Raw genomic sequence first — 21,161 nt, 5'->3', positions numbered from 1 at the left:
GCTGAACTCCCAGCCGCCCCACACAGCCGGACCGAAAATAGGCCACCATGACCACAACACCCTCCCTCCAGCCGCTGCTACAGCTCGAAGGCATCACCAAACGCTTTGCCGCCACGCTCGCGCTGAACAACGTCCAATTCGACCTCCGTGCCGGTGAAGTACACGCCCTGATGGGCGAGAACGGCGCCGGAAAATCGACCCTGATGAAGATCCTGGCCGGGAACGTTGCCCGCGATTCGGGCCGCATCCTGATGGACGGCAACGAAATCGACATCCGCTCCCCGCAGGAGGCCGTGTCCCATGGCATCGCCATCATCCACCAGGAGCTGAACACCGTTCCGGCGATGACAGTAGCGGAAAATCTGGCCCTCGGACGTGAACCGGTAACCCGGTTCGGAGCACTGGACCGGCGTGCCATGATCTCCCAGGCCCGGGAAAAGCTCGCCCGGGTCGGCGCACGGGTCGATCCCCGCCGAGAGCTCGGCGAGCTCAGCATCGGCATGCAACAGATGGTTGAAATCGCCCGGGCCGTCAGCGAGAACGCCAGAATCCTCGTCCTCGATGAGCCAACGGCGGCTCTCTCACGCACCGAAACCCTCCACCTTTTCGCGATCATCAACGAACTGCGCGCCTCCGGAGTCGGCCTCGTCTATATCTCTCACCGCATGGAGGAGGTCTGGGAACTTGCCGACCGGGTCACCGTCTTCCGCGACGGGACATACGTCGGCACCCGGGAAAAGAACGAGATCAGCCCGCCCGACGTCGTACGGATGATGGTAGGACGCAACCTCGATGACCTGTACCACCACGACCGGCACAGCCCAGGAGACGTCATGCTGGACGTCAAGGAGCTCACCGACGGAGCCGGCATCGGGCCGGTCAGTTTCCACGTGCGCTCGGGCGAAGTCGTCGCTCTTTCCGGGCTGATCGGTGCCGGGCGCACCGAAACTGCACGGATGATCTTCGGCGCGGACCGGTCCCGCGGCGGAACGGTCACCGTCCAGGGCAAGGTGGCATCGGCGTCGAGCCCTGCCCAGGCGATCGCCCGGGGAATCGCCATGGTTCCCGAGGACCGCAAAGACCAGGCATTGTTCGTGTCCCATACCGTGGAGGACAACATCGCCGTCAGCTCCCTGGGCAGCCACGTTATCGCCGGGGTGCTCCAGCGGACCAAAATCCGGACGGCGGTGACAAAGCAGATGGAACGCCTCCATTTGCGGCAGAACGCGCTGCGCCTGCCGGTGAGCGCACTTTCGGGCGGCAACCAACAAAAAGCGGTCCTGGCCCGCTGGCTGATGCGCAAATCCGACGTGCTCATACTCGACGAGCCCACTAGAGGTGTGGACATCGGAGCGAAGAGCGAAATCTACGAAGTCATCAATGACCTGGCCAGGGCCGGCAAAGCAATCCTGGTCATCTCATCCGATCTGCCCGAAGCGATCGGCATCAGCGACCGGCTCCTCGTGATGCGCTCCGGCCGGATCGTCCACGAACTAAACTCCCGCACCGCCAGCGAAGAGGACGTTATGTCCCACGCGACCGGTACTGCAGCACAGACAAACGGAGAATTCCATGACTAACAAGGCCCTCAACCCGCAGGACGCCGACGTCCGGCCAGAGGCAGCACCGCCGCCCCGTCGCGGCTTCGACTTCGCGTATTGGTGGGACCGCGTCGGCATCCTCGTCGTCCTGGTCGCACTCGTGGCGCTGATGGTAGTTATCGCGCCAAATTTCGCGAGTGTCAACAACCTGCTCAACATCGCCCGGTCCATCTCGATCAACGCGATTCTCGCCGCCGGAATGACATTCGTCATTCTCGCCGCCGGCATCGACCTCTCCGTCGGCTCCATCCTGGCCGTCGCGGGCGTCGCATCGGTCATGACCGGCATTGCCGGACTGCCTGCACCCGTCGCGATCCTGGTCGGCGTCCTCACCGGGGCAGCCGCCGGACTGATCAACGGCATGCTCAGCGCCTACCTGTCATTGGCCGCCTTCATCGTCACCCTCGGCACCATGACATTCCTGCGCGGCGCGGCATACACCATGACCGACGGGCAGCCCATCGTCTCCAACACCCTCAATTTCCGGGATGTCGGCAACGGGTACATGGCCGGGATACCGGTCCCCGTGGTGATCATGGTCATCGTCTACATCGTGGCGTGGTTCGTCCTGGAGCGCACGCGCTACGGCCGGCACGTATACGCCGTTGGCGGCAACGCCGAAGCCGCCAGACTCGCCGGCATCAACGTCAAGCGCGTCCTCACCTCCGTCTACGTCATCGCCGGGGCCTGCGCCGGGCTCGCAGGCGTCATCTTCTCCGCCCGGGTAGTCTCGGCCCAGCCCACAGCCGGCACCGGCTACGAGCTCGATGCCATTGCAGCAGTCGTCCTGGGCGGCACCAGTCTTGTCGGCGGACGAGGCCGGATCTACGGCACCCTCATCGGTTCGGTCATTCTCGGCGTCCTGAGCACCGGCCTGATCCTGATGAACGTCCAGTTCTTCACCCAGCTGCTGATCAAGGGCCTCGTCATCATCCTGGCAGTGGCCATCGACAGCCTGAAACAGCGCACCCTCCGCATGCCGTGGTCCCGGGCCATCGCCGCCCAGACACCGGCATAAACCTACTCCCCACGCGGCAGACAGCTACCCCCTGCCCAGCCCGCCACCAAACCCGGCTATTACGGGAGCAAGGTGGGGCAGGCAGCCCGCACCCCAAATCAATCGAGAGGAACGCCCGTGGCTTTGCCCACCATCGTCCTGAAGGACACCCTTCCCGGCCGCCGGACCAACGAACCCGTGACCTTCACCGTCGACTCTGAACTGCAGGAGGACCTCTGGACGGCGACCACCAACACCGGAGAAACCCTCACCTGCCAGCGACTGCGCGCCAACCCTGTGCCCGGCAAGACAAACTTCATCACGGTCGCGACCTTTGAGGGAAGCGTCGAACTCACCCTGACCGGGCCGGCAACTCAACACGTCGAGGGAATCACGGAACGGGAACCCGTCGAAACCGACGCCTTTGTCCGCCTCGACACCGGATACTTTGACCTTGAAATGTGTTCAGGGACGGCCGAGGGCACCGGCTCCTCCAAATGGGGCCTGCGCCACTTCTCAACCCTGAAGGAAGGCATTGATCTGCTGCCCTCGGGCAACAACGCCATCGGCGGCTTCTACGGGCCCTTCTTCACACCCGAGAACGGCCTCATCAACCCCCCCGAGCACACCACCGTCGACATCGAAATCATTGAACGAGGCCCGGTCCTGCACCACTACCGGATGAACGGCACCATCCCGGACGGCTTGCTCGACGAACTCAAAGGCAAGACATTTTCCATCGACTGGAAATTCACCCACGGCACCCCGTACTTCACGCGCAGCTACCGCGTGGACGACTTCCAGACCGTCATCAACGGGCGCTCAATAACCAACAAAATCACCGTCGGCGATGAATTCGAGGCCGGCCAGGGCAACGTCGTCTTCGACCGCTTCCAAGCATACGGCGGCACCCGATACCGCGCAGGGGACCCTTACGCGGCCGAACTCGCAAAAATGGTCGACGAAACCATCGCCACCTCAACCTCAAACACCGCAAAATTCGAGGAATTCCGCCGCCAACTTACCGGCAACATCGAAGCCGCCCACTGGGACCTATACTGGCGCCTCTTCAGCAGCTGGGAAGGCGCCTTGGACAACACTGAGATCCGCAAACGCCTCGCCCGGGTCCGGGCAGACTCACACGTGCTCGCCGACCTGCCCGACCGCCAGTGGGCCATCACCGAAGCGCCCGTCGACGTCTCAGCCCTGCCACACGAAACCATCTTCCCCGGACCAGCATCCAAAACCGCCGAATTCCACTCCGAACTCGACAGAGCCATGATCTGGTGGACCTCTGCGCCGTCTGGAGCCTTCCAGATTGTCCAGCGCCGCCAATCCGGCTGGGTCAACTGGGGAACCAACGGCGAGAACGAGTGCCCCGAACTCCCGGTCGACGTCCAGATCAAAACCGCTTACGGCATGTTCACGGACAGCTGGCAGCACGTGGCCGACCAACTAGAGACTGCACCCACGGCCCACCGGGCCTGAATCGTCAAGGCACGGTACCCGTTTCTCAAGACGAAATGGGCTCCTCGCCAGCGGGGGAGGCCCCCAGGACTCCTGTGCGCCCGCGGCTGTAGCGCCACCCTCGGCCCTTGGCAACCCGAATCCGGACAACTTATGGGGATGCCGGAGTGCCGCAGGCTCTGGGAGGAACAAACGGTCGCTCTCAGATATCGAACGCAGGACCGAGATTTGCGAGAGCCAGATGCCGGTGGGACGCCCGGGAAACCGTTTCGTCAACGCTTGGCAGACCTGTTGAGGACTCCACCGCTGCGCCAGGTGTTCCACGACGAACTCGCGCAGCTCGCGGTCGCCGGCCAACTTGGAGAGCCGGGTTCTCGGGCGCCTGTCGTCGGCAATCTTGTGAGCACGAAACGGATGATAGCGTCTGGTGTCCGGTCGGTTGCGGGCCAGCTCCGGGCTGATCGTTGATGGGAACGGTCCATCTCCGGGCAATGGACCGAACGCTTGATCGCGCCAACAAACGGTCCGCGATCAACATCCGCTCATCTTCGGACAGGTAATGGCTGGACCCGTTGACGACCGGAACAGGAAGCCACCGACGCGGATCCAGTGCCTGTTGACGCAACCCGGGAACGCCATTGCGGCCGTTCAACCAACGGCTCCCAGTGTTCCGGCTGATACCCCGGATCCTGCATGCCGCCAAGGTAGTGCCCATCTTTCATGCGCTGAACATATCCGGGCCGCGTGTCGACCAAGCCGACAGGCCCCATTTTCCGCAAACGACGCGCCGAACGTCGGGCTGCGAATGTTGTAACGGTGCACCCCGGGACAGTGGGGGAGGCGACTGGCAGAAGACTCCTTAAGCTGTCAAAGCCGGCCGGGGATACGTTCCCTGGCATCCAAATAGGCCGTCAGCGCGCTCCCTGTTGCGTTCGGCGGCGGCGGTTCACGGTGTCGGAAACTGCTACGCCTATGAGGGGAAGGACGGCCCCCATAGCGGCAACGAAGGCCGGGAAGAGAAAGCTCAAATTTGCCAGCACCACCAAGGCTCCGATGCCGGCGAGATCAGATGGTTGGCGTTGGCCCAGTACCTGTCGAATAAAGAAGCCCCGGCCAGCAAGGAAGAGAGCCGGCCCACCAAAAAGAAGTAGAACGGTGGCCAGATCGGGGCGGGCGGCCGGATCGCTGATCACGAGCTGATCACCAACCGCCACTAGGATCAGGCCTGCCAGCAACATGACCAAGGTGTTGCCCGCCAAAATGCCGTGCCGGAACTGATCATCGACAGAAGCAAGCTTTTCCAGAATGTCCTGTTCGAGGCCATGGAAGTAGCACCACCAGATCGCGACGCTTCCGGCCAAACCTACGGTCCCGGTCAGAAATATCAAGGGGTCCTCCAGATTGCCTGAAATCGCCAGGCCGGTTGAAAGGATCGTCTCGCCGAGCGCGATCAGGTAGAACAGCCCGAACCGCTCAAAGATCCTCTCTCCCGGGAGCGGGACACGGCTGCCTTCGGTTTTCCGGCCCGGCAACCGGTGGGCCACCATATGGCCACCGAGATCGATCGCGGCAGCGACACTCCAGAACATCAAACGCGGCCCCGGAGCGAAGAAGACGCCGGCAATCCAAAAAGGCGCGCTCATACACCCCCAGATCAGCGTGCGCACGAAGTGGTCGTGGGTGGTCCGGTCAAGTCCGGCAGTGAGCATCCACGCGCCTCGGCCCAGCTGGACCAGGAGGTAGCTCGCAGCAAAGAGCCAGCCGAAGTCACCAAACGCTGAGCCGACTGAGGCGTTCATGAACAGTGTGACAAGCATGATGACCAGCAGCATCCACTGCACCTCAAGCCGCGAAGTGTCCAGCAACGTCACCGACCAGGTCGTGTACACCCACACCTTATAGACCGCAAGAAGAAGCACAAATGTCTCACCGGCCCCCACCCATGAAGGATGCTCCAGCAAATGATGGGACAGTTGCGATAGCGCGAAGACAAATACCAGGTCGAAGAATAACTCAAGGCGCGTGACCCGGTCTCCGGAGGTTGCGTAACGCATCAGCGACCTGGCACGGAACATCAGTAGCCTCCATTGGGCCAGGAGCGGGCGGACACCCCCTCCTCTTGTCGAAAAGACTGACAACGGTCAGCGGAGAAGTCAAGGGCGCCAACTCGCGGCGATCCGCTGACTCGACGTGGACGTAGCCGCGCTTCCTGACCCGCCAGACGACTGTCTCCCGCCCCGGTACCGGTAGACGGCCGATGTTAGCGAACTAGGTTCAGCGCCGCGTTGACGATGGACGCTTCGTCGATGCCGTGGATCCGGTAGGCGTCCTGGAGATCAGAGGACTGGCCGAAGTCCTTTACTCCCAGGGAGACTGTGCGGTCGCCTCGGGCACCGGCCAAGAAGGACAAGGTGTGGGGGGTCCGTCCTGGACGGTGACGAGGGGCGCGGGGGCGTGTCGTGGAAGGAGTGCGTCGATGATGTCGGGCCCACTGCTGCCCGTGGCGGCGTTTAGTGAGTTGCGCCGCTGGAGGGATTCGAAGACCAGGTCCGGGCTGGTGAGGCAGACGACGCCGGCCATGATGCCAAGTGCCTTCAGCCGGGCGGCGGACGCTATGACTTTGGGCATCATTGCGCCGACACCGACCAGAGTGACCCTGTCCTCGACTGGGTCGTGGTCGGTCAGCCGGTAACCGCCGGCCACCGCGTGCCTGCGGCGCCGCTCCAGCAGCACCGCATCCGTCGGCATGGCCGCGTGAGCCTGGTCCAGTGGACGGGTCGTGAGCCGGAAGTAGGCCGAGCGTCCTCCGGGAATGCCTATGGGGCTCATGGTTTCGAGCATGCACCATTCCAGGTCCTGCGCGAAGGCTGGCTCCCAGGCCGTGCACTCGGGCTGTTCCAAGCCGATGGATGGAGTGGTAATGGACTGTTGCGCGCCGCCCTCCGGTGCCAGAGTCACCCCTGACGGCGTCCCAACCCGGATTGACTGGCCGCCGGCGTACATGCCGAAGGACCACGGTTCGAGGGCGCTGGCCACGAACGGGTCGTACATGGTGGCGATAGGAATCAGCGGCCGGCCCCACCGCTCCAGGTTGTTCCGAGTTCCGAGACCAGGCCCACGAGGTTGGTTTCGGCTATTCCGAGTTCGATATGCCGACCCTCCGAGTTTTCAATCCAGCGGAGGATCCGTTCGAGGTCTTCCGCGAACCAGACCCGGCGTTCACCGACGGACCACACTCCGGTTTTGTTGATCCAGCCGCCAAGGTTGGTTGAGGACACGACGTCGGGACTGCACGTGACAACACGGTGGGCCACCTCCGGCGCTGCCCGTTTCAGGTCGGACAGGAACCGTCCCAGGGCGGCTTGGGTGGAAATTCTGTCGCCGTAGCCCCATGGCAGGGAAGCCGGGATCTGGACGGACGAGGCCAGTGCGGGTTGCCGGCGCTTGAGCCGGAGGGATGTCCGGGCGCAGGCCCGTTCTTCCACGGTGCCCGGTGGAATTTGCGCCAGGGATTACCAAGGTCCATTCCGGAGGTCTCCGCGAGTGTTTCCATCTGATCTTTGGTCAGGAGCGCTGAGTGGTTGTTGGGGTGTCCTTCGGTGGCAAGGCCGCGGCCCTTGATCGTGTAGGCAAAGATGACGGTAGGCCGGGTGGATCGACCTGGTTGTATGAGAGAGCTGAGGCTCAGGGTGAGGAGACTACTGCACGAAATGAGCGGTCCGGGATCGAAGAATGCACACTTTGGAACACTTATCCGCTTCCTTGCGCGACCATCAACCGTAGGATTTTGAAAGCGGCCGGGCTGCTTTCGACCGGGCAACTCTTGGTGGAAGGTTTCGGCCGTTTGTGACGCCATGGCGCGGCGCCGCGATTCCTAGAGACCATTCCCTGCCGCCACTTGGTGGTTCCTTCCAGGGATACCGGCCGTGAAATCGAACTGCCTATGAGCACTACTAGAACAGGAACGACCCCATGATCACCGCCATCATCACGCCTACTTATCACGTCACGGCCGACCAGCCCCAGTTGATCGCCGAACGCCTTGACGCCGCGGAGAAATCGGCTCAGGAACGGGCTCTGAGGGAGGGACGTCACGGAATTCTCGTGACGCGCTATGGGCCGACCTCGTTCGCAGTAACTCTGAGCACAGACGTTCCCTACGGCATCACTCTGGAACGCGATCTCTCGCCTAGGACCGATCCAGTGCCGGCAAAAACGATGTGCGGCCAGCCCGATCCTGGGCATTCCCTGCCGCGTTATGGCGTGCGGTAGGCGGACATCTAGCGATGCTTACCTAATTCCGAATCGAGCACGGAAGAAGACTCGCATGTCACCAGACGCGATACATCAACGCGCTGCCCCACGACTGTTGCGGCAGCATAACGCGCTCTTGGAATCATCACTTTCTCGGCGCCCGCAGTTCACATCTCCGGCGTGGACTGACAACGGCCAACCTTGGATAACCCCTGACGGTCGACGGTTGCTGGCCGTTCTATCCCTCGAGTTGGTATCGGTGTTGTCATTACTCCTTCCTTTGCTATCTGGTCTTGAGCCGTGGAACGGCCTCGAGGTCCCCACCAGAGTGTCGGCCCTCGCCTCGACCCTGCTCCTTCCGGCCGTCCTTCATGCCGCTTGGCGCCTTATTCGGCAACAGCGCCGCGACCGGTTGGAGGCGTTAATTACAGCCAGCCTTATGGAAACAGTACTGAGCACGACCCGTGAATGGCTGTGGGCCGTAGGAGCAGACGGTAGGTTCACCTTCTCAAGCCGGGCGAGTCGGGAACTACTTGGTTTTGAGCCCTCCGAGTTGGTGGGACGCCCGTGCAGTCTCGTCATCGACCTCGCTGACCTCAAGACCGCGCGGAAACCAGATGCACGCGCGGGCCGGGAAGGACTTTTGCTTTCGGCCCGCCACCGCGGCGGTCGGAGCCTGAGCGTCGAGGTCTTCTGCCGGCGCCGATTCGACAGGGAGGGCCGAGGATCAGGATTTGAGGGAATCGCGCGACCGCTGGATGTCTCCATGGCAGAGAGCCCTGCAGATCTGGAAATCCAGGCGCGCCTCGATCGCCTGTTCGCCACTCGGACACTGATCACGGCGTTTCAGCCCATCTGTAATTTGGGAACCGGCGAGGTTGTCGGCGCCGAAGCGCTCACTCGCTTCGTCAGCTCTCCGTTCAGGTCGCCCGATCAGTGGTTCGTCGAAGCGGATTCAATCGGACGTGGCCGCGAACTCGAATTCCTTGCCCTGGAAACGGCGATGCAGGCCGCAGCGGATCTTCCCGGCCACATTTATGCCGCCGTCAATCTCTCCCCGTCGGCATGCCTTGACCCGAGGCTGAGCGACATCGTGAGGAATTCCGGTCTGAACCCCGGGCGGATCGTCGTAGAGTTGACCGAACGCTCAGCCGTGGCTGACTATGCACGTCTCGCAGCAGCATTGGCCCCACTCAGAAGCGCTGGCGTACGCATAGCTATCGACGACGTCGGAGCCGGGTTCTCATCCATGCGCCACATCCTTAGGCTCAGCCCGGAACTCATCAAACTTGACCGGACCATCGTTGCGGGAATCGACAGCGACCCCAACCAGAGAGCCCTGTGCATGGCTATGGTCAGCTTCGCGTCACAAATCGGGGCAAGCCTGGTCGCCGAGGGAATCCAAACCAATGCAGAACTAGCCGCCGTTGCCGAGATGGGCGTGAACATCGGGCAAGGCTACCTCTTGGGTAGACCATCCGTGCTTCCGTCGGACTGGTCCCGTTGGAGGCAGCGGAACCGGTCGTCAGCGAATGGAGATGCGGATAGCCTTGACACCTAAGGGCCAATCCGCCGGAGCCGGCTGATCTCCCCAGCAATGGCCCAGCCGGGCGCGAGTTGCGCCCTGTGCCCCTGCTCGGAGCACCGGCGCCGCGACTATGCGGGAAAGTGTCATCGTTTGCGTGCTGGCTCGAGATCAAACCGTCCGAGCTTTCGGGACGGGGCACCTGAATGACACCACCGCATACATCGTCCTTCGACGCGGCCTCGTAGCGTCCGACCTCGGACCACCAAGAGCCCTCGGGGCTCCGCGCGGATCCATCGAAGCACCTCCGCTGGGTAAGACAAGCACCCGAGGGACCCTCCGGGTCCTGCCCGGGCCCGATCGTAATTTATGGCTCGGCCATGGGGAAGACCACGGCATCGTCAAAGTTACCGGCAAGAAAAGAAGGAGCGGACCCGCGTCATACCCTCTTTGGGGCACATTTGGTCCCGGGTCCAGAAATCCATGACAGCGTCGGCACCTTCGAAGCGGACGAGTCGTGTGGGACCCATCAGATATCGAGGCAGGCGGGGAGTCCGGCGAAAGCGTGGAACGGACTATATGCCAGGCGGGATTCTGTCCGGCCGATTCACAGCCCGGTCAATTTTCTTAGTTCGGCGGCTCGAGTCCGCAGGAGTTCCGGTTTCTCCTGCGCGTCCACAAGCGAGAGCCCTGTTAGTTCCCTGACGGCACGCCGCATGGCTTGCAGGCTTGTGAACCCGCTGGCACCCGCTATGTCCGTCAGAGAGCGTTTCCACGAGGTTGCTTCGGCGAGGAGCTCAAGGGCTTCCAAGGCCCGCAGAGCGCGGATGTGTCCGCTGACCTGGAGCCCTTCGTCTTCGAAGAGGTAGTAAAGGGCACGGCGTGAAAGAAATGAGTAGGCCACGACCTCGTCAACTGTGAGGGCAGGGTTTCTGAAGTTCCTGCGCACGAATTTCTTGATCGCTGCGATGCGGGCCAGTTTTATGTCGCCGGGATCGGCCGTGGTTTCGAGCAAAGAGCTGACCAAGGCCGTCATCATCGACCGGACGACCGGTTGAAGACGCGGCATCTCCTGGGCTATGACCGACCGCTGCCAGCCGGACAAGGCTGGAAGAATCAGCCCACGCATAATGGGGTTTTCTCTGATGTCGGCCAATCCCTGCAGCCGTTTGACGGATCTGTCGTCCAAGCCGAGCAGGCTCCGGTCGAAATGGACCCGCACAGCGCTTAGGCCGGCGGGCGCATGGAAGTTTCCCGGCAAAGAAAGATCAAAGAACCTGACTGTTCCGGGAGCGACGGCCTCGGAGCGTCCCGAGAAGCTGAACTTGTCACATGAAGTCCTGAAATACACGAGCCAGTCGCTGGGATTCGTGTCCCCGTTCCAGTAGCAACTGGCGGGTTCATTCGTGACATCAACAAGACTGAAGCCCGGGCTCTCGAGGCTCAGGGCGGTTGGATTGAAGCCGGATCGCACTAGCTTGTCGGTTTTTTCCAACCGAACGGGAGCGTCAATCGCGCTGCCGTACCAGCTCCGCCAATGTTCGAATTTTTCGTCGGGGTTCAGCCCGGCCGGAACACTATAGCGTCTGATCTGATCGTGCGGTGACCTGTCCGGATCGCCGGCGACGTCGTCGTCGCGAAATACTTCATCCATGGGCTTGGGACCTTCCAGCTGAACCGAGATCCAATGAGCCCAGTGTGCAGCAGCAAGTGATCGTGTTGTATGGGTTGTCGATCGCCAGTAGATTCTACCCGCGGCCGGTCAGCTGGCGTGCCGATGACGGTCGGTCGACTTGGGCGGTGCTGGCCAATAGATCCGCTGTTCGCTGAGGTTGGGTGGAGCTGACAGCAATTGGTCCACTGGATCCACCGCCAGTCCGGCGTCCAGGGCTCGAAGTGCAATCCCGGTGGCGGGAGACCCGGTCCTTGAACTCGCCAACACCAGCTTCTCCGTCACAGCGGGGGCGCCGCTTTCGTATACTGCCTCCCTAAGGCCGGCCAGCAAAAAGTCGGCGGCACCCGGCCACCGGGTTCTGACAGTGACGAACTCAGGTCGAAGGAGGTGGATGCTCCCTAACAGGGTTTCTCCTATGTACCGACCTGCCTGTCGCAGAGCACTGACTGCAGCCGCATCGCTCCGCCGGACAGCATCGCTGATCGCGTCCGGTTCGTCTCTAAAGTCCGACGAGAGGCCCTCAATTATTGCCTCTTCCCCTGCGATACCCTGCAGGCAATTCATGATGCCGCAAGCACAGGCCCGCATCGACGTGCCCTTCACCGGCGTGTGCCCGAACGCCCCCTTGGAAGTCCTGAGAACCCCCAGCGTCCTACCGTGAACCAGCACGGCACAGTCAATGGTCTTTCCCACGTCCAGGAAGAACATGTTCTGCAGACGAGGGGTTCGCGACAGGGCCTCCGCCGTTGCCATGGCCCCCAGCGCGGAGTCGACGACGACCGGGCGGCCAGCAAAATATTCAGGCCATTCCAGATCCGGCGCACCTTCATCCAGAACAACGCCCGTTGCTACGAGCTGGACAGGAAGGTGGTCCATGGAATTCAGGAGCGAATACGCCGAAGCCAGGCAGGAATCCAAGATAGCGGCAGACCCGCCACGTACGGTTGCCACCGGCTTCGTAGCAGATAACGGCTGTCCGGAAAGGTCGAATGCCTGTACCTTTGCCTCGCTGGCACCCAGCAGGACGCTCATAACCGCTCCGCCGTTCGGCATGAGTCGATACTGAGCGGATCGCCGGCCACCCGTCGAGGGCGCCTCGTTGGCGGGACCAATGAGTCCCCGCGACGCTAAGGTTCTCATCCTGTCTGTCGTTGCGGCCCGCGAAAGGCCAGTCAGTTCTGAAAGCCGGGCACGGGTCAACGGTGACGAGCCACGAAAATGCTGGAAGACCTCTCCCGCCGAAACGCGAGGGGGAACGGTCATAACTTCAGTCCTTGCTGCTGAAGGCGGCGTCGAAGCTGGTCTGGGAGGCGGGGAAGTCGAATTTCTTCAGGGCGGCAAGGGCTTCGGGGGCGCCGTGGAGGCGGTCCATGCCGGCGTCTTCCCATTCGACGGAGATGGGGCCGTGGTAGCCGATCGCGGTGAGGGCCCGGAACGACGATTCCCAGGGCACATCGCCGCGGCCTGCGGAGACGAAGTCCCAGCCGCGGCGCGGGTCGCCCCAGGGCAGGTGGGAGCCCATGACGGTGTTCCGGCCGGTGGGGCGGAGCTTGGTGTCCTTGCAGTCCACGTGGTAGATCCGGTCCTTGAAGTCCCAGATGAAGGAGACGGGATCGATGCCCTGCCACATGAAGTGGGACGGATCCCAGTTCAGCCCGAACGCGGGCCGGTGGCCGATCGCTTCGAGGGTGCGGACGGTGGTCCAGTAGTCGTAGGCGATCTCGGAGGGGTGGACTTCGTGGGCGAAGCGGACGCCGCATTCGTCGAAGACGTCCAGGATGGGGTTCCAGCGGTCCGCGAAGTCCTGGTAGCCGGCCTCGATGACCTTTTCGGGGACGGGCGGGAACATCGCGACGTACTGCCAGATGGAGGAGCCGGTGAATCCGACGACGGTGTCCACGCCGAGGGCTTTGGCGAGCCGGGCGGTGTGTTTCATTTCTTCGGCGGCGCGGGTGCGGACGCCTTCGGGGTCGCCTTCGCCCCAGACCTTGGATCCGACGATCGCTTCGTGGCGGAAGTCGATGGGGTCATCGCAGACGGCCTGGCCCTTGAGGTGGTTGGAGATGGCCCAGACCTTCAGGTTGTACTTCTCCAGGACGGCGAGCTTGGACTCGACGTAGCCGGGTTCGTCCCAGCGCCAGGCGTCGAGGTGGTCCCCGGAGACGGCGATTTCGAGGCCGTCGTAGCCCCAGCCGGAGGCCAGGCGGGCGACTTCCTCGAAGGGGAGGTCGGCCCACTGGCCGGTGAACAGGGTGTACGGGCGGGGCATGTCAGTCCTTCAGGTGAGTTGGAATGTTAGGTGAGAGGCGTTAGCGGAGTCACGGCGAAAGGAACAGCTAACAGCGGTTCCGCTCCTGTCAAGAATTCCTTTACATGGACTTCTTCGTTGTGAGCTTCGAGATCCTCGTTACGAGCCCAGCCTTCGAAGAGGATAAAGGTGCCGGGCCGCTGCCCGTCCGAGAATACGGTGTACTCCAGGCATCCTGGGTCGTTTCGGCTTAGCGTCTGGAGAGAGTGAAGGGCGTTTCGAAGGTCTACTTCGTGCCCCGCTTTGGCGACGAAAACCGGCATTAGCCAGACTCCTGCCGTCTCTTGGCGGGCCGGGAGGGAATTAAGCATCTTTCTTCCTTAGTGATGGTCGGTGAGTTTGGGAGGGACGGTTCTTGGCCGTCCCTCCCAAGAGGATCAATCGGTGATCAGTGGAACCGCGACCCATGACTCTTTTTGAGCGGATTCGACGATGGCGTCGTCAATGAGCGCGGTCTGGTAGCCGTCGGCGAAATTGGGGCTTACTGATCCGCCTTCTGCGATGGCCTTGAAGAAGTCGTACGCTTCGATGATCTTCGTTTCCCCATAGCCGATGCCTAGAGCTGGAATGGGCCAGAGGCCTTCTCCGTATGGGTGAGCCGGCCCCGTGTACACGGTCCGGAATCCCCGCCGGTCGGCCTGGTCCGAAGCGAAGCACACCTGCAGCTCGTCGCGTCGTTCGTAGTTGAAGACGATGCTGCCTTCCGTTCCATGGATTTCGAAGGTGATGTAGTTGTTCCTCCCATGCGCGTTACGTGTCGCCTCGACGGATCCCACGGCTCCATTTGCGAAGCGGATCATCGTCATGACTTCGTCGTCGACGTCAACCTGGCCACGCGGGCCTTCACCGCCGCGAACGGTGCCAAGTGCATCGGCACCGCCCGTTTGGAGGGGGCGCTCCGGGATCCACGTCGACAGGACGGCATTGACGGCGCTGAACTCTCCGACAAGATACCTGGCCATGTCAATGACGTGTGTTGCGATGTCGCCAAGGGCGCCGGAACCGGCGACCGACTTCTGGAAACGCCAGGACAAGGGGGAGTTGGGGTCGGCGCTCCAGTCCTGCAGGTAGGTTCCGCGGAAGCTGAGGATGCGGCCTATGGATCCTTCCTCAATGTATTTCTTCGCCAGCGCGACTGCGGGGGTCCGCCGGTAGTTGAATGCGACCATGTGGACGATATTGGCGTCTTTGACCGCATCGTACATAGCCTTGGCTTCTTCGCCTGTGCGTGCAAGCGGCTTTTCGCAGATGATGTGCTTGCCTGCTTCGGCGGCGGCTATGGCGATTTCGGCGTGGAGGTGGTTGGGCGTGGCGATGTCTACGACGTCGATGTCCGGATCGTCGATGATGCTGCGCCAGTCCGAAGTGGAGTTCTCGAAGCCGAAGCGGCGGGCCGCTTCAGCAGCCAGTTCCGTGTTGGCTTCAGCGATGACTTTGCGGACCGGGAGCGCCGGTGCTGGCCAAAAGAACATGGGCATGGCGGCGTAAGCGAGGGAGTGGGCCTTGCCCATGAAGCCGCCTCCGATGAGGCCGACGTTGAGGTTTTGCATCTGGATCTTGTTCCTTCCGGAAGAAAGCGGGAGGTGCCGATTGTGGCTTTCCCTTGCGGTCAAAGTGGTGGATGGTTAGAGGAGCTTCTCGAGGTACTTCATACTCAGTTCGGCAGCTTCCCGGGGGTCCCCGTCGTAGTTGTCGAGTTCGACCATGAGCCAGCTGTCGTATCCGCTCTCTCGGATTGCGGCGAGGATGTCCGGGAAGTCGAGTTCTCCCTGGCCCAGGGGGAGGAAAGTAAACGGGTCTTGCCGGAAGTCCTTGAGGTGGACATGTCGGATTCTGTCGGGGTACTTCCGGATGACCGCGGCCGGGTCCGCTCCGCCGGCCGCGAGGTGGGCGGTGTCCGGGCAGAAGCCGATTCGGGTCAGCGGCATCAGCTTGTCCAGCTCGTCCGGGCTTTCGACGATCGTGGTCAGGTGCGGGTGGTAGCTTGCTGACAGCCCGAAACTTTCCGCGATGTCCGTCACGCTGTCCAGCGCCCGGCCGAGGCGGTGGTAGTCCTCGTCTGTGGTACCTGCTGCGCGCCGTGCTCCACCTCCGACTACCAGTCGGTCAGCTCCGAAGTTCGCTGCTAGTTCGGCAGAGCGGTGGATTCTGTGCAGTTCATCGGGAAGGATGTCGGCATAGATGAAATTGGCGCCGGTATACACGCTAGTCAGGGAGACCCCGGAGCTGTTCAGGAGCTCTGTAAGCACCTCGGGCTTGTCTGCGTATTCCGCAAGGTTGCCGTCGAACATCTCGACGCCTTCGTATCCGACAGATGCGATGTCGTGGATGGCGTCCTTCATGGATCCGTGGGTTAGGTAGAAGAGGTCTTTGACGCTTGTCACGCCTCCGGGATGGCCGACAACGCCGCCCCAAGTGATGGAACAGTAACCAAGTTTCATTGCTTTTGCCTTTCAACTTCCGAAGGAAGGTTGGAAATATTAGAGGGGGATGTAGGTCCGGGGACGTTGACCCACACCTGCCGGGCGGCGGAGGTAACCAGTGCCTCAGTGAGGCGGGCTGCCCGGAGTCCGTCCCGAAAGGTGGGCAGCCCTTCGGGTTCTTGACCCTGGACGGCTGCGTATGCGTCCGCGACAAAGGCATTGAAGCTGTCCTGGTATCCCTGCGGATGACCCGGGGGGAGCCTGTTGTAGCGGCGTCCGCCAGAGGTGGTGAGGGTTTGCGGTCCGACGGCGATTTGGGCACTGGAGTCCGTGCGGCCGATGTGAAGTGTGTCCGGCCGCTCCTGGTTGAAGCTGAATGAAGCTTCGGTCCCGTCGAAGGAGAACCACAGGCGGTTTTTTCGGCCCGGGCTCACCTGGCTGACTACCAGGGAGCCTGTGGCTCCGTGGTCGGTCTCGAATAGGAGCGCGGCCCCGTCCTCGGTAGCCACGGAGGACAACTGTCCTCCGGTTTCGCGTTGGTCGTAAGCCCGGCTGGTCTTGGCCACTAGTCTGGTGATTCTGTGCCCTGTGGTGAATTCCATCAGGTCGCACCAGTGCACGCCGATGTCACCGAATGCCCTGGAGGCTCCTCCGAGCGTCGAATCGACCCGCCAGTTTGTGGCGTCTGCGCCGGCCAGCCAATCCTGAAGGTACGAGCCGTGGAGCAGCCAAAGCTGGCCGGCGTCACCGCGGAGGATACGATCGCGTGCTTCGCGAACGGCCGGATAGAACCGGTAGACGAAGGGCACAGCCGTGACGACGCCTGCCCTGTCCGCGAGGTCGGTCAGTTCGAGGGCGTCCTCAACACTGGTCGCGAGGGGCTTCTCACAAACCACGGCTTTCCCGGCTGCGATGGCCTTGCGTGCGAGGTCGGCGTGAGTGGTGTTGGGGGTGCAGATGTGTACGACATCCACGTCGTCTCTTGCGATCAGCGCCTCGGGGGACTCTGCCGCGGTTCGGGCGCCGAGTCCGGCTGCGGCTGCCTCAGCGGCAGCCGGACTGCGCCCGGCGACTGCACTGACTTCGCCCCCCGCTGCGCGCACTGCGTGCGCGTGGACGGAGCCCATGAATCCTGTACCGATAATTCCGGCTCGTAGTTTTAAGGTCACGGGTGCTATTTCTTCCGGGCGAGGGCGACGGCCAGGATGATGATGGCGCCGCGGACCACCTGCTGCTGGCTGCTGTCGAGGCCGGCCAGGATCAGTCCGTTGTTGATCAAGCCAATCAGGAGGGCGCCGAAGAGCGTTCCCATGATGGAGCCAAATCCGCCGAACAGGCTTGTCCCGCCGAGGATGACGGCGGCGATGGCGGAGAGCTCATCGCCCGATCCCCACTGGAAGCGGCCGGACTGGAGGCGGCCGGCGTACAGCATGCCGGCAACGCTCGCGACCATGCCGGAGATGAGGAGCACCTGGAATTTGATTCGTTTGGTGTTGATGCCCGTGAATTCCGCGGCGTTGCGGTTACCGCCGGTAGCTAGGACCTGTCGGCCGAACTTGGTGCGGTTCAATACGACGGCGCCGATGGCAACGAAGATAGCGCTCCAGACAACCAGGCCCGGTACGGGGCCGAAGTCACCGGATCCGAACAGCATGTTGAAGGTGTCATTCAGGATCGGCTGGGGGGCTGAGGCCGTGATCCACTGGGCGACTCCGACGGCGATACCCAGCATGCCGAGCGTCACCAGGAAGGAGGGGATGCCAAGGAGACTGACCAGTGCGCCATTTATTGACCCGACCACGAGGCCGACGGCAAGGCCGGCGAGGATTCCGGGGATCAGGCCCCACTGGGACAACGCCATGGCCGTGCAGACGCTGGACAACCCGGCCACCGATCCGACGCTTAGGTCGATTTCTGCACAAGAGATGACGTATGTCATACCTACGGCGATGACGGTGATTGTGGCAGTTTGCCGGAAAATGTTCAGCAGGTTGTTCGGCGACAGGAAGCCCTGATCGCGGAGCAGAATGGCGAAGAAGAGGAAGACGACGACAAAGCCGATGTAGATGACGTAACGTCGCCAGTCGAGTTCTTTCAGGATGGTGCCGAAATTGCGTGGTGCCGCGGTGTCCCGGGGCGCGATGGTGTTTGCCTTGCTCACTGTTCAGACTCCCTGGACTGCAAGTTGGAGATATTCCTCGTCAGCGATCTCGCTGCGGGGGATGTCGCGGATAATGGAGCCGTCCTTAAGGACGAGGACGCGGTCGCTGACCGCGAGTAGTTCGGGGTACTCGGAAGAGATGACGATGACGGCTTTGCCGGCGCTTGCCAACTCGCGGATCATGTCCAAAATTTCGCTTTTGGTGCCGATGTCAACGCCGGCCGTTGGCTCGTCCAGAATCAGGATGTCCGGATCAGTGCCCAGCCACTTGGCGATGACCACTTTCTGCTGGTTGCCGCCCGAGAGCAGCCGCACCGGTCGGTGGGGGTGAGCGACTTTTACTGCGAACCTCTTGATCAGCGAAGAGGACAACTCCTTGCCCCTGGCACCGTCAAGAAAGGGTCCTCGCTGGATCTGGCCAAGCAGCGGCAGCAGCAGGTTGTCTTGGACTGAGTGCTCCAAGACGAGACCTTGGGCCCTGCGGTCCTCCGGGATGAGGGCGACACCCGCAGTGATGGCCTGCTGCGGCGAGGTCAGATTGATTCGCTCCCCCCGGATGAAGATCTCACCGCTGTCCCGCCGGTCGATGCCGAAGAGTGCGCGGGCCAGTTCTGTGCGACCGCTACCCATAAGACCGGCCAGGCCCAGAATCTCACCGGGTCGAAGCGAGAAGGAGATGTCCCTTACCCGCGGCCCGGCGTTCAGCCCCTGGACCTCCAGCAGCGGGGCGCTGTCATGAGCCACCTGGTCCCGCTCGCGGTAGGCAAGTTGGCCCTCGATCTTCTTGCCGACGATACCTTCCACGATCTGTTCGGGTGTCACGCCGGTCAGCGGCTCGGTGAGGAGTCGACGACCGTCGCGCAGGATGGTGATCCGGTCGGCCAGACGGTATACCTCGTCCATGCGGTGGGAGATGTAGATGATGGAGATGCCGCGCTGCTTGAGACGGTCTATCAGTTCGAAGAGCGCTTCGGACTCGTGCCGGGCAAGGCTGGCGGTGGGTTCGTCCATGATGAGCACCTGGGCGTTTTGCGAGAGTGCCTTGGCGATCTCGGTCAGCTGCCAGTAGGCCGTGCCGAGCCGGGAGACTTCGGCACGGGGGTCGACCTTTACCTCCATCTCGGCGAAGATCTCCTTGGCCCGCCGCTCCGAGGCGCGGTCGTCGATGAGTCCGCCCGCCCCGAGCGGCTCAGCAGCAAGGAAGATGTTCTGAGCGACAGTCAGGCTCGGTACGAGGCTGAATTCCTGGAAAACCATCCCGATGCCGGCGGACTTCGCGTCCTGGATCGAGTTGATGGCGACCGGTTTGCCTCCAATGAGGATCTCGCCGGCGTCTGCTTGATAGACGCCTTGGAGGATTTTCATAAGGGTGGACTTCCCGGCCCCGTTGCCTCCTGCGAGGGCGTGGACCTCGCCCTTCCGGACGTCGAAGCTGACATCCTTCAGGACTGAAACCCCGTTGAAGCCCTTGGAAATCGAGCGCATCTCGACGACATTGTCTGCGGTGTTCATTGTTGCCCTTTCGGGACAGTGGGGGAGGGTGGGTGCCCCGCCCTCGGGTCTGGCTACTTTTTGTAGGACTCTTGAATGTCCTTGGGAGCGTCCTCGTGGTAAACCTGCTTCCAGGCTTCGAGGACGTTGGAATGGTCAACGGGGAGTGCACTCAGCGCCACATATGCCGGCGCTTTTTTCCCGATGAGCGCTCCTGCGGCCAGCCGGGCCTCCGTAACGCCTTGGTCGAACGGAACCTGGGCCCCGAGGCCGACGATGAGTTGGTCTTTGGCCAAGGCGATGGCGACGTTCTTGCCAAGGTCCTCAGTGGCGATCTTCAAATCCTGTCGGCCTGCAGCACGGGCTGCGGCCATGACACCTTCTGCGGGGACGTCCCAGACCGCCCAGATGCCCGACAGGTCGGCGTATTTGCTCAGCATGGCGTTCGCAGCGGCCTGGGCGTCTCCTGCGAAGTCCGGCCCGGCGATGCCCTTTTCCTCGACGATCTTGATGTCGGGGTACTCCTTGGTGATCGTTTCCTTGAATCCCTGATAGCGCTGCTTGGTCACGAAGAAGTCGGCTTGGTGGAAGACGAGTCCGATCTTTCCCTTGCCACCGATGGCCTTGGCCATTTGGTGGGCGGAAACGACGCCGTTGCCGTAATTGTCGGCGGAGACGACAGAGACGTAGTCCTTGCCGGCAGTCAGCCCCTGGGGAATGTTGTCCATGAAGACGAGCTTGGTTCCGGCGGCCGCGACTTTCTTGTAGGCGGAGGCCGTTGCCACGGGGTCCGTGGGGATGGAGACGATGACGTCCGGGTTCTGCGTCATGACAGTCTCGATGTCCGAAACCTGCTTATCCGGCTTGAAGTTCGCATCGGTTGTGGCGATTACCTTGATACCGAGCTTTTCGAATTCGCTCTTAAGCCCGTTGGTTTGGGCGGTTGCCCAGTCGTTGCCGCCGTAGTGCATCACGATTGCGGCCTTGGCGTTGAGTGCCTTGACCTTCTCGATCTCGTCGGGCGTCAGATCCGCAACGGATGACGGGGAGGGCGTCTCGCCGTTGGGGCCCTTGCTCAGGACCTGTCCCTTGATCTTGTCAAGGGCCTGCTGGGCTTTCTCGGACACCCCTGCATCGGGAGCGTTTGAGGTGCCCGTTGTCGAACTGCTGCAGGAAGCGACGGAAAGGGACAGGGCTGCGGCCAAGGCCACAATGGGAAGCCTGCGGATCATCATTGTTCTCCAGTGCTTGTGGGTGGA

The 21,161-nt window shown here is 62.3% G+C and carries 18 protein-coding genes and 1 pseudogene; 6 read left to right on the top strand and 13 right to left on the bottom strand.

Going from position 1 to position 21,161, the window contains the following annotated elements; translation table 11 throughout:
- The first annotated feature begins 47 nt into the window (after nucleotides 1-47).
- From ACFVWT_RS08630 to ACFVWT_RS08620, 3 genes are all read left to right on the top strand, one after another.
- Nucleotides 48-1,580, top strand: a complete 1,533-nt coding sequence (locus tag ACFVWT_RS08630) for a sugar ABC transporter ATP-binding protein (RefSeq protein WP_390246973.1) — start codon at nucleotides 48-50, stop codon at nucleotides 1,578-1,580.
- Entirely contained in the window at nucleotides 1,573-2,619 is a 1,047-nt protein-coding gene (locus ACFVWT_RS08625) for a ribose ABC transporter permease (RefSeq protein WP_390246971.1), read from the top strand. The genes ACFVWT_RS08630 and ACFVWT_RS08625 overlap by 8 nt, the downstream gene beginning before the upstream one ends.
- A gap of 117 nt (nucleotides 2,620-2,736) precedes the next feature.
- A complete protein-coding gene (locus tag ACFVWT_RS08620) occupies nucleotides 2,737-4,086 on the top strand; it encodes a hypothetical protein (RefSeq protein ID WP_390246969.1) in 1,350 nt (449 codons plus the stop codon).
- Between the two features lie 890 nt (nucleotides 4,087-4,976).
- On the opposite strand, the gene ACFVWT_RS08615 is transcribed toward ACFVWT_RS08620, so the two are convergent.
- From ACFVWT_RS08615 to ACFVWT_RS08605, 3 genes are all read right to left on the bottom strand, one after another.
- Nucleotides 4,977-6,140, bottom strand: a complete 1,164-nt coding sequence (locus ACFVWT_RS08615) for a low temperature requirement protein A (protein WP_390246967.1) — start codon at nucleotides 6,138-6,140, stop codon at nucleotides 4,977-4,979.
- A gap of 283 nt (nucleotides 6,141-6,423) precedes the next feature.
- On the bottom strand, nucleotides 6,424-7,116 hold the full coding sequence (locus ACFVWT_RS08610; protein WP_390246965.1) for a hypothetical protein: 693 nt from the start codon (nucleotides 7,114-7,116) through the stop codon (nucleotides 6,424-6,426).
- Between the two features lie 14 nt (nucleotides 7,117-7,130).
- Nucleotides 7,131-7,550 carry a hypothetical protein gene (locus ACFVWT_RS08605; protein ID WP_390246963.1) on the bottom strand — a complete coding sequence of 140 codons (420 nt, stop codon included), beginning with the start codon at nucleotides 7,548-7,550 and terminating at the stop codon, nucleotides 7,131-7,133.
- A gap of 487 nt (nucleotides 7,551-8,037) precedes the next feature.
- Here ACFVWT_RS08605 and ACFVWT_RS08600 point away from each other — a divergent pair, with 487 nt between their 5' ends.
- The 3 genes and pseudogenes from ACFVWT_RS08600 (at nucleotide 8,038) to ACFVWT_RS08590 (ending at nucleotide 9,880) form a co-directional block, all read left to right on the top strand.
- Entirely contained in the window at nucleotides 8,038-8,337 is a 300-nt protein-coding gene (locus ACFVWT_RS08600) for a hypothetical protein (protein WP_390246961.1), read from the top strand.
- Nucleotides 8,324-9,061: pseudogene (locus ACFVWT_RS08595) on the top strand (PAS domain-containing protein); the annotation flags it as partial. The gene ACFVWT_RS08600 and the pseudogene ACFVWT_RS08595, both read left to right, overlap by 14 nt.
- A gap of 24 nt (nucleotides 9,062-9,085) precedes the next feature.
- Nucleotides 9,086-9,880, top strand: a complete 795-nt coding sequence (locus tag ACFVWT_RS08590; RefSeq protein WP_390247141.1) for an EAL domain-containing protein — start codon at nucleotides 9,086-9,088, stop codon at nucleotides 9,878-9,880.
- A gap of 571 nt (nucleotides 9,881-10,451) precedes the next feature.
- On the opposite strand, the gene ACFVWT_RS08585 is transcribed toward ACFVWT_RS08590, so the two are convergent.
- The 10 genes from ACFVWT_RS08585 to ACFVWT_RS08540 form a co-directional block, all read right to left on the bottom strand.
- Nucleotides 10,452-11,498 (bottom strand): helix-turn-helix domain-containing protein, encoded by a 1,047-nt coding sequence (locus tag ACFVWT_RS08585; protein ID WP_390246959.1) that lies wholly within the window; start codon nucleotides 11,496-11,498, stop codon nucleotides 10,452-10,454.
- Between the two features lie 108 nt (nucleotides 11,499-11,606).
- Nucleotides 11,607-12,551 (bottom strand): ROK family protein, encoded by a 945-nt coding sequence (locus ACFVWT_RS08580; protein WP_390246957.1) that lies wholly within the window; start codon nucleotides 12,549-12,551, stop codon nucleotides 11,607-11,609.
- 235 nt (nucleotides 12,552-12,786) lie between these two features.
- The gene (locus tag ACFVWT_RS08575; RefSeq protein WP_390246955.1) at nucleotides 12,787-13,788 is read right to left on the bottom strand and encodes a sugar phosphate isomerase/epimerase family protein; all 1,002 of its coding nucleotides are present in this window, start codon (nucleotides 13,786-13,788) and stop codon (nucleotides 12,787-12,789) included.
- Nucleotides 13,789-13,814: 26 nt separating this feature from the next.
- Entirely contained in the window at nucleotides 13,815-14,090 is a 276-nt protein-coding gene (locus tag ACFVWT_RS08570) for a putative quinol monooxygenase (RefSeq protein WP_245199688.1), read from the bottom strand.
- 114 nt (nucleotides 14,091-14,204) lie between these two features.
- Entirely contained in the window at nucleotides 14,205-15,377 is a 1,173-nt protein-coding gene (locus ACFVWT_RS08565) for a Gfo/Idh/MocA family protein (RefSeq protein ID WP_209745424.1), read from the bottom strand.
- A gap of 75 nt (nucleotides 15,378-15,452) precedes the next feature.
- Nucleotides 15,453-16,268, bottom strand: coding sequence for a sugar phosphate isomerase/epimerase family protein (locus ACFVWT_RS08560; protein WP_390246953.1), 816 nt, complete (start codon nucleotides 16,266-16,268; stop codon nucleotides 15,453-15,455).
- Complete coding sequence (locus tag ACFVWT_RS08555) at nucleotides 16,265-17,419, bottom strand: Gfo/Idh/MocA family protein (protein ID WP_390246951.1); 1,155 nt, start codon at nucleotides 17,417-17,419, stop codon at nucleotides 16,265-16,267. Before ACFVWT_RS08555 ends, ACFVWT_RS08560 begins: the two co-directional genes overlap by 4 nt.
- A 5-nt stretch (nucleotides 17,420-17,424) precedes the next feature.
- A complete protein-coding gene (locus tag ACFVWT_RS08550; RefSeq protein ID WP_011691762.1) occupies nucleotides 17,425-18,411 on the bottom strand; it encodes an ABC transporter permease in 987 nt (328 codons plus the stop codon).
- Nucleotides 18,412-18,414: 3 nt separating this feature from the next.
- On the bottom strand, nucleotides 18,415-19,923 hold the full coding sequence (locus ACFVWT_RS08545) for a sugar ABC transporter ATP-binding protein (RefSeq protein ID WP_390246949.1): 1,509 nt from the start codon (nucleotides 19,921-19,923) through the stop codon (nucleotides 18,415-18,417).
- 53 nt (nucleotides 19,924-19,976) lie between these two features.
- Complete coding sequence (locus ACFVWT_RS08540) at nucleotides 19,977-21,137, bottom strand: substrate-binding domain-containing protein (protein ID WP_209745418.1); 1,161 nt, start codon at nucleotides 21,135-21,137, stop codon at nucleotides 19,977-19,979.
- Nucleotides 21,138-21,161 lie beyond the last annotated feature (24 nt).

The organism is Arthrobacter sp. NPDC058288 (assembly GCF_042880995.1).
Classification (GTDB): Bacteria; Actinomycetota; Actinomycetes; order Actinomycetales; family Micrococcaceae; genus Arthrobacter.
The sequence above is the reverse complement of the archived record's forward strand: the minus strand, read 5'-3'. Positions and strand labels throughout refer to the sequence as shown.